We start from the raw sequence: 15,227 nt of genomic DNA, 5'->3' as shown, positions 1-15,227 counted from the left end.
CATCCCACACCCGGGGTACGGATTACCGATCGGTGGATCTGGGGCAGTCCGCGTTTGGTCGTCCGCCGACAGACCGGTCAGATCGAAACGGTCTCGTCTCGCTCGGCCGCGTCGTAGATCGACTCGAGCGTTCGCATGTCGACGAGGCCGTGGTCGGGCGTCGCCACCGGCTCCCGCCCGGCGAGGAGACGATCGGCGAAGTAGTCGAACTCTTCTTCCATCTGATCGACCTGCGGCGTCTCCACGTCGACGGTCGTCTTCCCGATCGACGCGGTGAGCCCGCTCTCCATGTGGAACGCCGGCTCGATCGTGACGGTTCCCTCGCTGCCAACGATCTCGAGGAAGCTGTCCAGTTTCGAGTGCTGGCTCGCCGTACAGCTCGCGTACACCCCGCCCTCGAGTTCGACGGTGAAGGCGGCGACCTCGTCCGGCACGTCGTCGAAATAGTCGTGAGTCGAGTCCATCATCGACTGGACGGCCACCGGCTCGCGGTCGAGGATGAAGCGCGTCGTGTTGATCGGGTAGATGCCGAGATCCGAGACGCTCGCCCCGTAGCCGACGAGGTCGCCGTCCAGTCGCCACTGGTCGCGGCCCCAGCCGGTGATGGACTGGGACATCGAGCCGTGGACGAATCGCGGCTCGCCGATCGCCCCGACCCGGACGAGTTCTCTCGCGCGTCTGACCGCGGGCTCCGTGTGCATTCGGTAGGCGATCATCGCCGTTACGTCCGCGGATTCGCAGGCGTCCGCGAGCCGCCGTGCCCGCTCGAGAGTCGCCTCCATCGGCTTCTCGCACAGGATCGCCTTGCCGTGTGCCGCCGCGCTCTCGACGAACTCGAGGTGGCGAGCGTTGGGCGTGCAGACGTAGACCGCGTCGTAGGCGTCGGTGGCGGCCCCGTCGTGGAACTCCTCGGACGAGAGACCGACCTCGACCGACTCGTGGTCGGTCGCGACCCGATCCGCCTTTTCTTTCGACCGGCTGACGACGACGGTCGTCTCACAGAGTGTCGAGTCCTCGATCGCTGGCATCGCCCTGTCGGTGGTCCACCAGCCGAGGCCGATCAGGGCGAACCGAACGGGACCGTCGTCGGCCGTCGATTCCTGCCACTCGCGGTGCGTGAACGACTCGAGGTACTCGCTGAAGTCTACGGGTTCCATACGCGGGGATTCCCGACTCACGACTATAAATCACGTCGATTACGGCGTCGACGGACGGCCCGGGAACGCACGGCGAACGACGCGTGGACGATGGAATCACCGTTCATCGTCCCGGTTAGTCGCGACGAGAGGCGTTTTCGTGATGAAATGATATATATATTGCAAGCCCGAACGTGTGATTCGATGCCACGTGTGTTCGGTTCACTGAGTCTCATTGCCAGGTGTTGCGATCGAACGAGCGGACCGCACGGAGTGACCACAGATGTCAAGTAACACAGCGAAGTCGGCGAGGACGAATCGCCGAGTCTCGGACGACCCGATCATCACGGTTCGAAACGCGAACGTCCGCTTCGACATGGACAAGGGAACGTCGAAGGTGCTCAACGACGTTACCATGGACATCTATCGGGGCGAAACGCTCGGGGTCGTCGGCGAGAGCGGCAGCGGGAAGTCGATGTTCGCCGACGCGCTGCTCGACGCCGTCGTCGACCCCGGCATCCTGACCGGGGAGATCACGTACTACCCGGCGGACGGGGGACCGATAGACCTTCTGGGTCTCCAGCCCTGGGAGCTTCGCGAGGTGCGCTGGGAGGACATTTCGATGGTGTTCCAGGGGGCGATGAGCGCGTTCAATCCGACGATGAGCATCGGCGAACACTTCGAGGAGACCCTCGACGCCCACGGCTGGGACGAAGCGAAGGGACTCGAGCGCGCTCGACAGCTGTTCGTCGACCTGCACCTCGATTCGGATCGAATGCTCTCCTCGTTCCCCCACGAGCTTTCCGGCGGGCAGAAGCAACGGGCGCTGATCGCGCTGAGCCTGATCCTGGAGCCGGAGGTGCTCGTCATGGACGAGCCGACGGCCGCGCTCGACCTCCTGATGCAGCGATCGATCCTCAACCTGTTGTACGACATCAAGGACAAGTACGACCTCACGCTCGTGTTCATCAGCCACGACCTCCCGATCGTCTCCGGCTTCGCCGACCGGCTGGCCGTCCTCTACGCCTTCGAGTTCGTCGAGGTCGGCGAAGCGACCGAGATCCTCGGGAACGCCTCCCACCCGTACACGCGAGCGCTGCTCAAATCCACGCCGAACCTGGACATCTCGCTCGAGGAGATGCGACCGATCGAGGGCGAGAGCCCCGACCCGGTCAGCCACCCGCCGGGCTGTTCGTACCACCCGCGGTGTCCGCTCGGCGACGGAAAGTGCGAGGTCGACGACCCGGCGTTCGAGCAAGTCTCGGACGCCCACGAGGTGCGCTGTCACTACTGGAAGAACGCGGACGAAGCCGTTTCGCTCGCGTTCGGAGGTGAGGAGGAATGAGCCGCGACGAGCAGCCGGTGGTTTCGATCCGTGATCTCGAGGTGCACTTCGAGGACTCGTCGCTGATGCACTCGGTCGCGCCGTCGTGGCTTCGTGACAGAATCGGGCTGGAAACGGACCCGACCGTCAGAGCCGTCGACAACGTCGATCTGGATCTGGGCGAGAACGACGTGCTCGCGCTCGTTGGCGAGAGCGGCTGCGGGAAGACGACGCTCGGAAAGACGATGGTCGGCCTCACCCGACCGACCCGCGGCTCGGTGAAGTACCGCGGCCACGACATCTGGGAGGTCCGCGACGGCGACGACGACGGCATCACCTTCGAGGAGATCCGCCGCTCGCTCCAGATCATCCACCAGGACCCCGGCTCCGCGCTCAATCCGTACCGGTCCGTCCTCGAGAACCTCGAGGTGCCGCTGAAGCGCTGGCATCCCCACCTCAACTACGCGGAACGGCGCGGGCGCATCCTCTCGATGCTGAAACGGACGGGGGTCAGCCCGCCGGAGGACTACGCGGAGCGGTACGTCCACCAGCTCTCCGGCGGCGAACAACAGCGCGTCGCGCTCATCCGTGCGCTGCTCGTCGAACCGGAGGTCATCCTCGCCGACGAGGCGGTCAGCGCGCTCGACGTCTCGCTTCGAATCGGCGTGATGGATCTCTTCCTCGAGATGCAGGAAATCTTCGACACCTCGTTCGTCTTCATCAGCCACGACCTCGCGAACGCCCGCTACCTGGCCGGGAAATCCGGCGGCAAGATCGCGGTGATGTACCTCGGCGAGATCGTCGAGATCGGCACGGCCGACGAGATCATCAACAACCCGCAACACCCCTACACCAAGGTGCTCCAGTGGGCGACGCCGAAACTCGATCCCGAGCAAGCCGAACAGGCGATGCGCGAGTCCCCGCCCGTCAGGAAGATCGACATCCCGGACGCGACCAACCCGCCGGCGGGCTGTCGGTTCCACACCCGCTGTCCGGAGGCCCGAGAGACCTGCCGCCAGCAGTCGCCGGCGCTCTACGAGAGCGATAGCGACGAACCCCACCGGACGAAGTGTTTCCGCGAGGTCGAAGACCACGAGTACTGGCGGAGCGAGGAGATCTCCGACGACGAGCCCGTAGAGTCGACGGTCGACGACGCCTCCGCAACCAACGAAGCCTCTTCCTGATCGATCCGATCGAGATCCCGACTTTCCGCGATTCGGTTCAGAACGGTTCCCAGTCCGATCGCAGCGCCACGAACGCGCCGAGTATCGTGACGACCAGCACGATCGCGCCGACCTGCCCGATCACGTACGAGGCCGTTCCCGGCTCGAGATACAGAAACGACCAGCCGAGCAACAGCAACATCGCGGTCGACAGCGCGAGCAGCCAGATCCAGAGCTGATTACTGAAACTGGACGATCGGGCCGGCGGACGGGTTGTCATCGTGAGAGGGTACCGGAGCGGCGTAGATAAACGTGCGGGATGGACCCACCGACTTCGGCCGAGGCGGAGCTATCGGAACCGATGAGGGACCGCATGATTGATAATCCGTGCCAACGTCACTTCGTTCTATGCTCGAAGCATACACCGAGCGGTTCGAACACCCGTACCTGCTTTCGCTCGTTCCGGTTGCCGGACTTCTGCTCGCGCTGTCGGCAGTCGCCGAAGTCGCCGAGATCCACACCGTGGCGGGATTCCTGGCGCTGTACGCAATGGTCGCGCTCATCGTCTGCGTGATCGGGTACGTCGCCATCTACTCCCTCACGTACAGTACGGAAGTCCTCCGTCAGTGGCGGATCCGTCGGTCCGGCCTCGAGTGAGACTCCTGACGCTCTCAACCAAGGGGGACGGACCACTGTTTTTGCGGATGAGAGGGGTATCGCTCGAACGAGCGCGGTCATCGAACGTCCGTTACCCGATCGGACGGACCGCCCGGAGTCAGTCGTTATATCGCCGGTCGTCATCTACCGACGACGCGAACTGATTTTTACTATGATGATACTCTCCTAAACTTTTATTAATACTAGAAGTATAATACTGAACGCGGTCGCGGATCACCACGAGGAACGAAATCGGCAGATCGAATGCTAATGAAACAGCCACCGATGAGCGGAATGCCGACTGAGGATCGAGACTACGCGCGTGCGATGGGCAGCGATAGCCCGCTGGAAATCGACGAGAGTCGGCTCGAATAGCGACGCGACTACGCAACTATCAGCCACAGAACAATGACGAACGACGATACACGCGACATGAAAGCACCGACGGACGAACTGGACAGTATCGAAGCAACTGGTGACTCGACGGAGAAAGGCAACGATCTCACCGCGGTGGCGAAGAACGTGACCGACTTCATGGCGGACGACGATCAGCCGACCGAATCCGACGAGGGACCGGGCTCGATGGACCGGCGCAACTACATGAAAGCGGCGGCCACCACCGCGGTCGCTGGCCTCGGCGTCGGAGCCGTGGCAACCCCGGCTGCCGCCGCCGTCACCGAGAATCAGACCGGCAACGACGGCGGATACTTCTACTCGTTCTGGACCGACTCCGAAGGGACGGTCTCAATGGAACTGGGAGACGGCGGCAACTACAGCGTCGAGTGGAACGACACGGGCAACTTCGTCTGCGGCAAGGGCTGGGAAACCGGCGCGCGCAGAAGCGTGGACTACTCAGCCTCGTACAACCCGTCCGGCAACTCCTACCTGTGCCTCTACGGGTGGACGACGGATCCCCTCGTCGAGTACTACATCATCGAGAACCACGGCAGCTACCGGCCCGAACACGACTACAAGGGCACCGTCAACAGCGACGGCGGCACCTACGACATCTACGAGTCGTTGCGTGAAAACAAACCCTCCATCGAGGGGGAGGCGACCTTCCCGCAGTACTGGAGCGTTCGCCAGTCCACGCGCAGCAGCGGTACCATCACCGCCGGTAACCACTTCGACGCGTGGGAGAGTAACGGTATGAACATGGGCAACCACGACTACCAGATCCTGGCCACCGAGGGATACGAGAGCAGCGGAAGCGCCAACGTCACCGTCGGGAGCTCCGACGGCGGGGGCGATGACGACGACGACAACGGCGGCTCGTCGGGGTCGGTCGAGAACGGAACCTACCGCATCCAGAACGGCAACAGCGGGAAGGCACTCGACGTCGCCAACAGCTCGACCGACGACGGCGCGAACGTCCAGCAGTACTCCTACGGCGGCGGCTCGAACCAGCAGTGGAACGTCGAGGACACGGGCAACGGGTACCGCATCGAGAACGTCAACAGTGGCAAGGTGCTCGACGTCGCCAACAGCTCGACCGACGACGGCGCGAACGTCCAACAGTATTCGGACGGCGGTAGCGACAACCAGCGCTTCTACTTGCACGATCAGGGTGGCGGCGAGTACCACATCCAGCCAGTCCACAGCGAGAAGGCGCTCGACGTCGAAAGCTCGTCGACCGATGACGGCGCGAACGTCCAGCAGTACGACTGGAATGGGTCCGGTAACCAGCTCTGGACGTTCGAATCGATCTGATCGACTGATCCGTTCGACGCTCGGATCGCCGTGGATCGCCTCGATCTTCGCACCTCCGGATCGGGGCCCGCCACGCGAAGTGCGCTGCGGCCCGTCTCGGGAGCTCTGTTTCTCTCCTTCGTCGCGCCGTGATCACACGTTCGATACGGGAGTGACGCTCGCGGTACAACCGACACCGACGAATACGATCACGGCCGTGAGATCTCTGCCCTGATTGCGGCCGCCTCATCGCTCGGTCTCCGGTTCGAACGCGCCGACTCACGCGAGCGATCCCGTCATCGTTCGGTACTAGCCACCGGTCGCCGGGCTATCGGGGTTCGTGGGCTACGCCGACGACGAACGGGACGAGCGCTGAGGGAGACGACTGAGCGGACGCGGAACGGATCGACGACGTCTGTCACCGCTCTCGGTGCTTCTCGAGTGCGTTCCGGACCGCGCGATACGCCGGCTTGCGTTCGTATCGATCGTCGAACAGCAGCGGGTCGCCGGAGTAGCGCTCGCCGAAGTCCTTGAAGCTGCGCAGCCACGTGCCCCCGTCGTGGACCCCCCACGTGACGATCGTCTCACAGCCCGCCTCGAGGCAGGCCTCGACGACCGCGCGGTAGTAGTCGGCCTGGCGCTCTGCGGCGTCCGCCGGCACGTCGTCGTCGGGGAACGCGACGTCCATCTCGGTGATCTGCACGTCGAGTCCGAGCGCCCGGAAGCGCTCGATGTTTTCGGCGATCGACTCGGGGTCCGGGTGGGCGGCCAGCGCGTGGAGCTGGAATCCGACGCCGTCGATCGGCACGTCCCGCTCAAGCAGCCTCTCGAGGAGGTCGTAGATGGCGTCGGACTTCTCGTTTACCTCGTCGGCGCCGTAGTCGTTGTAGTAGAGGTCGGCGTCGGTGACCTCGTCGGCCCACCTGAACGCGTCCGCGATGTATCCCTCGCCCATCGCGTCGGACCAGACCGTCCGGCGCGTCGAGCCGTCGTCGTCGACGGCCTCGTTGACGACGTCCCAGGCGTCGATCGTCGCCCGGTAGCGGCCGGCGACGGTGTGAATGTGATTGCGGAGGAACGCCTCGATTTGTTCGTCGGTGTGGTCCCACGCTTGGAACCAGTCGGGTTTCTGGTTGTGCCACACGAGGGTGTGCCCGCGGACGTACATATCGTTCTCGCGCCCGAAGTCGACGATCGCGTCGGCGTCCCTGAAGTCGTAGGTGTGTCGCGACGGTCGCAGCGCCCCCATCTTCAGGGCGTTCTCGGGCGTGACGGCGTTGAATTCGCTCGAGGCCGTCTTCCAGTAACTCGGATCGCGCCGGAGCGAATCAGGATCGATCGCGGCCCCGATGGTGAACTCGCGCTCGTCGGCGACGTCTCGAAGCGTCGGCTGGCCTTGCTCGGTTGACATTGGTCGAACAGCGCCGGCAGCGCACATAAAGCGTCGGGTCGCGGCAGTCGATCCGGTCCGTGTCCATAGCACCGGCGACGGCGGCGACACAAGGATCGTATAGCGGTACCCAAACGAGGTGCTATGACGACCGATCGACAGCGACTGTTCGCTCGGCGAGCGATGTTCGCGGCTGGACACCGACGAGGACGACTATCCCGTTCGAACGGCGATCTTCGTTATATGGTGACGGCGATCTGAGACTCGAAGGGGAACGTCACGGTGTGAGCGGCGGCCCCCGGGATCGGGCGCTTCGAACAACATTTAACTCGGGTGGGGGAGTGTGTGCGTGTAATGTCTCTCGAGACTAGCAGCGACGCCCTATCGAACGAGTTCGACGACCTGCCGATGCGAGTCGGTCTCGGTCAGTTCATGGACCCGAGCGAGAAGCGACTCCGCTACATCAAGCAACTCGGAGTCGACGACGTACTCCTGAACATGTACCAGTACGACCCCGACTACGAGCACATGCCCGATAACGAGCGGATGCCTCTCGAGGGCGACGGCGAGTGGTCGGTCGAGAATCTGATCGCACTCCGCGAGCGCGTCGAAGCGGCGGGGATCCGCCTCAACGCCATCGAAAACGTTCCGATTTCGTTCTACGAGGACGTCATGCTGAACGGCCCGAAGCGCGACGAACAGCTCGGAAAACTCAAGCGGACGATCCGGAACATGGGCGAAGCGGGGATTCCGAGCTTCGGTTACCACTGGGCGCCCGCGGGCGTGTGGCGGACCGGCTCCGAGACGGTTCGGGGCGGCGCCACGGTCTCCGCGTTCGACGCCGACGAGCTCGACGACGGGTACACCCACGACCGCGAGTACACCGGGGAGGTGCTCTGGGAGAACTACGAGTACTTCCTCGAGGAGGTCGTCCCGGTCGCCGAGGAAGCTGGGATCGATCTCTGCCTCCATCCCAACGACCCGCCGATGGAGCGCCTCGGTGGCGTTCCGCAGCTGTTCCGGAACTTCGAGAACTTCAAGCGCGCGATGGACCTCGTGCCGAGTGACAACCACGGGCTCGATCTCTGTCTCGGCTGCTGGTCGCAGATGGGCGAGGATCTCGAGGAGGTGATCCGCTACTTCGGCGAACGGGGCGAGATCTTCTACGTTCACTTCCGCGACGTCGAGGGGACCGTGCCGAAGTTCAACGAGACGTTCGTCGACGAGGGCAACTACGACGAGTACGGGCTGCTCGCGCTGCTCGATCAGGTCGGCTTCGACGGGATCATGATCCCCGACCACACGCCCCACCTCGAGAACGACACCGACTGGGAACACCGCGGACGCGCCTTTACCGTCGGCTACCTTCGCGGCATGCTTCGCGGTCGCGTCAGCGAACCGCGCGGCGAGTGAGGCGACTCGGAAAAACGGCGGCACCTACTCCCGGAAGTGCGGGATGATCGTCTCCTCGTAGTGGCGCATCGTCTCCTCGAAGTCGCCGACGGGGATGAGCACCAGATTGTCGACGCCGGCGTCGACGAACGCCTCGATGCGCTCGATCGCCCGCTCGGGGTCGCCGGAGATCGTCACTTCGTCGACGGCCGCGTCCGGAATTCGTTCCGCGGCCGCCAGCAACTGCCGCTCCTGTTTCTCGTCGAAGGCCATCTCCCACATGATCGGCGTCTCCTCGGCGATCTCCTCGTACCCCATGTCGGCCAGCAGCGGCGGTCGGAACGCCAGGCTCGTTCGGTTGCGCTCGATCCCGATCGCTCGAGCCTCGTCCGCGTCCTCGGTGACCGTCGTGGGCACCATCACCGCGCGATCGATCGCGTCGGGATCGCGACCCCTGTCCTCGGCGACCGAGACCACGCGGTCGAGATCCGCGGCGTACTGCTCGGGCGAGTGGATCCAGGGGAACCAGCCGTCGGCGACCGCACCGGCGAACCCGCGCATGCTCCGTCCGTAGCCGCCGACCCACAGCGGCGGCCGGGGCTCCTGGACCGGCTTCAGGCCCATGTGAGCGTCCTCGAGTCGGAAGAGGTCGCCGTCGAACGAGAAGCGCTCGTCGGGGGTGGAGTTCCAGAGGCCGTCGACGATCTTCACCGCCTCGACGAACCGCGTGAACGGGTCGTCCCAGTCGACGTCCTCGATCGGGACGAAGTTGAACGCCTCGCCGGCGCCGATTCCGAGCCCCGCGCGCCCGTCGGTCATCCGATCGAGCGTCGCGGTAGCGTGTGCGAGTTCGGTCGGATGGCGTCGCACCGAGTCGGTGACCCCCGGCATCAGGGTCGCTCGATCGGTGTGCTGTGCGATCGCGCCGAGGACGCTAAAGACCTCCCACGGCGGTTCGACGAGGAACTCTTCGGAGCCTGTCGGGTGGAAGAGGTGATCGGGGAGCGTAACGAGGTCGAACCCCGCCTCCTCGACGCGCTTTGCCTGTTCGATCGTTCCGGGAACGTCGCCGTACGCGACGACCTGACATCCGAAGGTGAGGTCGCTCAAATCGGATCTACTCATCGACGCACCCTTGGGAGGGCTGCAGTAAATAGGTGAGCGTTTTCGCCGCCTCGAGTCCGGTATGCTCCGTCGCTCACCTCGCGCGGCGCGACGCCGCGCGGGTCTCGGGACTCGCACCCGTAGGTTTAACTCGATTCGCTGGGAACGCTACGGCCATGAGCTTCCTCGGTGAGGACTACCTGCTCGAGACGGACGCCGCACGAGAGCTGTACGACACGATCGCGGACCTGCCGATCGTCGATCCGCACACTCACGCGGACGTCGCGGAGATCGTCGAGAACGACGGCTGGGACGACGTCTGGGAGGTCGAAGCGGCGACCGATCACTACGTCTGGGCCCTGATGCGCGACTGCGGCGTCGACGAGGAGCTGATTACCGGCGACGCGTCGAACCGCGAGAAGTGGACCGCGCTCGCGGAGGTCTTCCCGCAGTTCGCGGGCAACCCGACCTACGAGTGGGTCCACCTGGATCTACGGCGTCGATTCGGCATCGAGAAACGGATCTCGGCGGAGACGGCGGACGAGATCTGGGCGGAAACGAGCGCGCAGATCGCCGACGAGTCGATGCGGCCGCAACAGCTCTTGGAAGCGATGAACGTCGACGTCGTCGGCAGCACCGACGACCCGACGGACGACCTCGCATACCACGAGCGCGCCGCCGACGAGGTGCCCGGCGTCGATATCGTTCCGACGTGGCGCGCCGATCGGGCCGTGAAGATCGACCGACTCGAGTGGACCACCTTCGTCGACGACCTCGAGGCCGCGACCGGAATCGAGACCGACGCGTTCGACGGGTTCTGCGAGGCGCTCGCGGCGACTCACGACTACTTCGACGAGCGCGGCTGCCGAGCCAGCGACCTGGGCATCGAACAGCCCGTCTCCCGGCCCGTCAGCGAGCGACGCGCGCGGGAGGTGTTCCGACGGCGGATCGCGGGTGGCTCGCTCTCCGAACGCGCGGTCGGCGACTTCCAGGCGTTCCTCTTCGAGTTCGTGGGCGAGTTGAACGCCGAGAAGGACTGGGTCACACAGCTCCACCTCGGCCCCGTGCGCAACTACCGCGACGAGCTGTTCGAGCGGCTGGGACCCGCCGGCGGCGACATCTCCACCCAGAATGTCGAGCTCGCCGGCTCGCTCGAGCACTTCGTCAACGAGTTCGACGGCGAAACCGAGATCGTGCTCTACGCGATCGATCCCACCCACTACCCGACGGTCGCGACGATGGCTCGCGTCTTCCCGCACGTCACCGTCGGCCCCGCCTGGTGGTTCAACGACAGTCCCTTCGGCGTGGAACAGCAACTCGAGTACGTCGGCACGGTGGAACTGCTCTCCCAGCACGCCGGGATGGTCAGCGACTCGCGGAAGTTGCTCTCCTACGGCTCGCGCTTCGAGATGTTCCGTCGATCGCTCGCGAACGTCGTCGGCAAGCAGGTCGAGCGCGGGCAGGTGCCGATGGACGTGGCGCAGGATCTCGTCGAACGGCTCGCCTACGAGCGGCCGAACGAGCTGTACGGGTTCTGAGCCGCTCCCGAACGGGGTAGCGTCGGCGGCCCTCACGGCGGCCGATTCGATCGGAGAGAAGCGGAATTCCGGTGGAGAGGGGCTATTCTTCGTCTTCGACGGTCGTCTCCGGAGAGTACGTCCGGCAAATCTTCGGAAGCGTCTTCGTCGCCGTCACCTCGAGCAGCATCCACTCGAGGAGGGCGTCGATGCGAGTCGACGCGGAGTTCGATTCGTCTCGATACGATACCGCTGACTGTTTCGTGTCACACGGTCCTCGTGATCGATCGTCTTAGCAGTTCAAACGACGGCCGGTGAAAAACCGTCTCCTCGCGAACTCTATTTCGCATATATCAAAACACTCCCGTCGAACGATTGGCACCGCTGGCGAAGCGATCGCGCGGCAGACGGGCGCCAGAAACTCGCTCGATGCACCGGGAAGGGGCGCCTCCCTCATGACATCTCGAGAGTACATCCGCCGGATTACAACTGTATGACTGTAATAGAGAGCGCAGCGACGTCTTCCGGTTCTACTTTTGATATTTGCGAAACGCGGTCGTCGATCTCGGCTCGACGGCGGTGTGGACGTACGATGTCCGTCCGTGTCGCCGGTACGGGGTGTACGAGCCTCGTCCGTATCGTCTCTCACTACCCCCGTTTCAAAGCAGACCTGTCCGCACGACGAACCCGTATCGGCCGCTGACGGCGTTCGGTTCTCGAGGAGCGCCGTTGACGAGGCGGTCCGTATCGCGAGTGCGCCGCTCGAGTGGACGCCTTGGCTTTCGGTATATCCGAACTTCGTTTCGAGGATTGCAAAGGGTTTAATACGGCGTGCGCCACACTCGTGTGCCATGGGAACTCACAACACGAGCGATGGCCGGACGATCAAGTCACTCGAGCGAGGCTTCGAGATCATCGAAACGCTGGTCGGACTCGAGGGAGCGCGGCTGACGGACGTTTCGACGGCGGTCGGTCTCTCGGCGAGTACGACCCACACCTATCTCCAGACCCTGATTGAGACGGGATACGTCAGACGCGTCGGCGACCGGTACGAGCTCAGCCTGCGATTTCTCCAGCAGGGCGGCCGCGTTCGACAGTCGGTCGACGTCTACGACGTGGCGCGGCCGGAGGTCGACAGGCTCGCCAGGGAGACGAACGAGGTCGCGTCGCTCGGGATCGAAGAGGACGGACAGCGGGTGCTCATCTACAAGTCCGAGGGTAACAACGCCATCTACGACAACGCGCCGACGGGCGAGTACACGAACATGCACTGGAGCGCGCTGGGGAAAGCGCTGCTCTCGCGCTACTCGCGGGCGGAGCTCGAGGCGATCGTCGACGAGTACGGCCTCGAAGCACAAACCGATCGGACGATCACGGACGTCGAGACGCTGCGGGCGGAGCTCGAGCAGATCCGAGGCCGGGGGTACTCGATAGAGAACGAGGAACGTCGTGTAGGAATTCGGTCGGTCGGCGTTCCCATCGTCACCGACGACGACGACGTGATCGGCGCGCTCTCCATCTCCGGGCCGAAAAATCGGATCAACGACGCCTGGATCGAGGAGACCGCCGTTCCGCTGCTCCGGAACGCGGCCAACATCGTCGAGGTGAAGTACGTCCACAACTGAGCCGGCCGCCCGAAATCGCGCGCTCGACGGCGGACGTCGCGTCCGCGTCGGGGAGTGGTGGCGATGCGGGACCTCCGCGTTCGGTTTTCGGGCGGTCCGCATGCACCGAAACAGTAATTTTATTAGCTCGGGGAGGGAGTTCTGTAGTAACATTTAACAATGTCCAATTGGCTAATCAAGCGAGTCGGCCAGGGAGTGTTAACCATCCTCGTCGTGTTTCACCTGACGTTCGTGCTCGTGCGGTTCATGCCGGGGAATCCGTTCGAGGCGATGTACGCGCAGATGCTGTCGGATAATCCGAGCAATCCGGACGCCGCTCGTCGACTGGTCGAACTCACGATAAACATCCACCCGGACGATCCGATGCACGTGCAGTACGTAGAATACATGTCCTCGATGTTGCAGGGTGATCTCGGCCACTCGCTATCCCAGAACCAGTCGGTCAACCAGATCCTCGCCGAGGCGGTGCCGTGGACGATCTTCTACATGTCCATCGCGATGATAATCACGTTCGTGACGAGCATCTGTCTCGGGGCGATCATGGCCTACTACGAGGGTTCGAAGTTCGACACCGCGATGACCGTCGTCGCCGTCATCGAGAGTTCGACGCCGTACTACGTCGCCGCGCTCCTCCTGTCGTTCGTCTTCGCCTACCAGCTCGGCTGGTTCCCCACCGGCGCGCGGTACCCGGGCGGCGCGGATATCGGGCTCAACGCCGAGTTCGTCCTCGGCGCGTTACGCCACGCCTCGTTACCGGTCCTCTCGTTGATCGTTACGGGCGCGGCCGCCTCGCTCGGCATGCGCGGGAACTCCATCAGCGTCCTGGGCGCCGATCACATTCGCGTCGCTCGCCTTCGGGGGCTCCCGCCGACGAGAATCGCGCTGCGATACGTCATGCGAAACGCCCTGCTGCCGCTTTACACCGGTCTGCTGCTGACGATCGGCTTCATGATCGGCGGCTCGATCATCCTCGAGGACATATTCACCTACCGCGGGATGGGGTGGTATATGTTCGAGGGCGTGCAAAACCGCGACTACCCGCTCATGGTCGGTGGGTTCACCGTGATCTGTATCACGGTCGTCATCGCGATGTTCGTCGCGGACCTCACGTACAGCCGCATCGATCCGCGGGCGAAGACCGGCGGCGACGACATGCAGGTGTACGGCAGCTCCGCGGGCGTCCCGCTGCGAACGCAGTTCAAGCGCTACATCCGGCGGCTGACGAACAACACTACGGAGCCGCGAGCGGACGGCGGCACCACCGACCACGCGTTCTTCGGCGAGGAGCGGGCGATCGACGTCGACCGTAGGGACGTGCTGTACCGGAAGTTCGATCGGTCGATCTACGCACCGGCGAAGATCGTGCTGAGCGACTGGCGCGGCTTCCTCGGCGTGACGATCACGATCGCGTTCGTCCTGCTCGGGACGCTCGGGCCGCGGTTCGTTCACAGCCCGACCGCCACGTTCGAAACCTGGGTGTCCCCGCTCGACGGAAATCTCTCACACCCGCTGGGGACGACGAACACCGGAGCCGATATCCTCTCGCTGATGGTTCACGGAACGACGCCCGTCCTCATCATGATCACCGCTGGCGCGATCGCAACAGTCGTCCTGGGCGTCGGCATCGGCGCGACCGCCGGATTCCGCGGCGGAACGACCGACCGAGTCCTCATGACGCTCTGTGACATCGTCGTCTCGATCCCCGGTCTCCCCCTGATTATCGTCATCGCGGCAATCATCGAACCGCGCCATCCGGCGATGGTCGGTCTCGTGCTCTCGGTCGCCGCGTGGGGCGGGCTCGGCCGGTCGATCCGTTCCGAAGTGCTCAAGGTCAGGAGCCAGGAGTACGTCGAAGCGGCCCGTTCGATGGGCGTCGGGACGGTTTCGACGATCGTCAAGGATATCCTCCCCAACATCTGGCCGTACGTCCTCATCAACCTCGCCAACCACGCGCGCAACATCATCTTCGCCTCGGTGGCCCTGTACTACCTCGGCTTCCTCCCGGTCAGCACGCAGAACTGGGGCGTCGTCCTCAACAACGCGGAGGAGGCACACGCCCTCTACTCCGTCGGGCAGATTCACTACATCCTCGCGCCGACGCTGTTCATCATCGGGCTCTCGATGGGGCTGATCCTCATCGCCCAGGCGCTGGACCGCATCAGCAACCCGCGGATCCGGGCTCGCCACGCGAAGTCTGTCGACGACGACGAACCCGTCTGAACCCGCGCGG

The 15,227-nt window shown here is 64.2% G+C and carries 12 protein-coding genes; 8 read left to right on the top strand and 4 right to left on the bottom strand.

Translation table 11 applies throughout. The features are described 5' to 3' along the window. Positions 1-77 precede the first annotated feature (77 nt). On the bottom strand, positions 78-1,157 hold the full coding sequence (gene gfo6 / locus DWB23_RS00510; protein WP_121740861.1) for a D-xylose 1-dehydrogenase Gfo6: 1,080 nt from the start codon (positions 1,155-1,157) through the stop codon (positions 78-80). Positions 1,158-1,419: 262 nt separating this feature from the next. Here gfo6 and DWB23_RS23825 point away from each other — a divergent pair, with 262 nt between their 5' ends. Together DWB23_RS23825 and DWB23_RS23820 are read left to right on the top strand one after the other, a co-directional pair. Then, a complete protein-coding gene (locus tag DWB23_RS23825) occupies positions 1,420-2,481 on the top strand; it encodes an oligopeptide/dipeptide ABC transporter ATP-binding protein (protein ID WP_121740860.1) in 1,062 nt (353 codons plus the stop codon). Then, positions 2,478-3,644: an oligopeptide/dipeptide ABC transporter ATP-binding protein gene (locus DWB23_RS23820; RefSeq protein WP_121740859.1), complete on the top strand. Its 1,167-nt coding sequence runs from the start codon at positions 2,478-2,480 to the stop codon at positions 3,642-3,644. Before DWB23_RS23825 ends, DWB23_RS23820 begins: the two co-directional genes overlap by 4 nt. Positions 3,645-3,681: 37 nt before the next feature. On the opposite strand, the gene DWB23_RS00495 is transcribed toward DWB23_RS23820, so the two are convergent. Next, positions 3,682-3,903, bottom strand: a complete 222-nt coding sequence (locus tag DWB23_RS00495; RefSeq protein ID WP_121740858.1) for a hypothetical protein — start codon at positions 3,901-3,903, stop codon at positions 3,682-3,684. Between the two features lie 128 nt (positions 3,904-4,031). Here DWB23_RS00495 and DWB23_RS00490 point away from each other — a divergent pair, with 128 nt between their 5' ends. Further along, complete coding sequence (locus DWB23_RS00490; RefSeq protein WP_121740857.1) at positions 4,032-4,280, top strand: hypothetical protein; 249 nt, start codon at positions 4,032-4,034, stop codon at positions 4,278-4,280. Between the two features lie 408 nt (positions 4,281-4,688). Further along, entirely contained in the window at positions 4,689-5,990 is a 1,302-nt protein-coding gene (locus DWB23_RS23665; RefSeq protein WP_121740856.1) for a glycoside hydrolase family 11 protein, read from the top strand. Positions 5,991-6,387: 397 nt separating this feature from the next. Here DWB23_RS23665 and DWB23_RS00480 read toward each other — a convergent pair whose 3' ends face one another. Then, on the bottom strand, positions 6,388-7,380 hold the full coding sequence (locus DWB23_RS00480; RefSeq protein ID WP_121740855.1) for an endo-1,4-beta-xylanase: 993 nt from the start codon (positions 7,378-7,380) through the stop codon (positions 6,388-6,390). Positions 7,381-7,713: 333 nt separating this feature from the next. Between DWB23_RS00480 and DWB23_RS00475 the strand changes: the two genes are divergently transcribed. Beyond that, the gene (locus tag DWB23_RS00475; protein ID WP_238717316.1) at positions 7,714-8,772 is read left to right on the top strand and encodes a mannonate dehydratase; all 1,059 of its coding nucleotides are present in this window, start codon (positions 7,714-7,716) and stop codon (positions 8,770-8,772) included. A gap of 24 nt (positions 8,773-8,796) precedes the next feature. Here the strand turns inward: DWB23_RS00475 and DWB23_RS00470 are convergent, their stop codons facing one another. Then, the gene (locus DWB23_RS00470) at positions 8,797-9,876 is read right to left on the bottom strand and encodes an LLM class flavin-dependent oxidoreductase (protein WP_121740854.1); all 1,080 of its coding nucleotides are present in this window, start codon (positions 9,874-9,876) and stop codon (positions 8,797-8,799) included. A gap of 155 nt (positions 9,877-10,031) precedes the next feature. Here DWB23_RS00470 and uxaC point away from each other — a divergent pair, with 155 nt between their 5' ends. The 3 genes from uxaC (at position 10,032) to DWB23_RS00455 (ending at position 15,217) form a co-directional block, all read left to right on the top strand. Beyond that, positions 10,032-11,393, top strand: coding sequence for a glucuronate isomerase (uxaC, locus tag DWB23_RS00465; RefSeq protein WP_121740853.1), 1,362 nt, complete (start codon positions 10,032-10,034; stop codon positions 11,391-11,393). A gap of 830 nt (positions 11,394-12,223) precedes the next feature. Beyond that, on the top strand, positions 12,224-12,997 hold the full coding sequence (locus tag DWB23_RS00460) for an IclR family transcriptional regulator (RefSeq protein ID WP_121740852.1): 774 nt from the start codon (positions 12,224-12,226) through the stop codon (positions 12,995-12,997). 159 nt (positions 12,998-13,156) lie between these two features. After that, the gene (locus tag DWB23_RS00455) at positions 13,157-15,217 is read left to right on the top strand and encodes an ABC transporter permease subunit (RefSeq protein ID WP_121740851.1); all 2,061 of its coding nucleotides are present in this window, start codon (positions 13,157-13,159) and stop codon (positions 15,215-15,217) included. Positions 15,218-15,227 lie beyond the last annotated feature (10 nt).

This window comes from Natronorubrum halophilum, from assembly GCF_003670115.1.
GTDB classification, from domain to species: Archaea; Halobacteriota; Halobacteria; order Halobacteriales; family Natrialbaceae; genus Natronorubrum; species Natronorubrum halophilum.
Note: the sequence above shows the minus strand (reverse complement) of the source record. Positions and strands in the feature narration are given on the sequence as shown.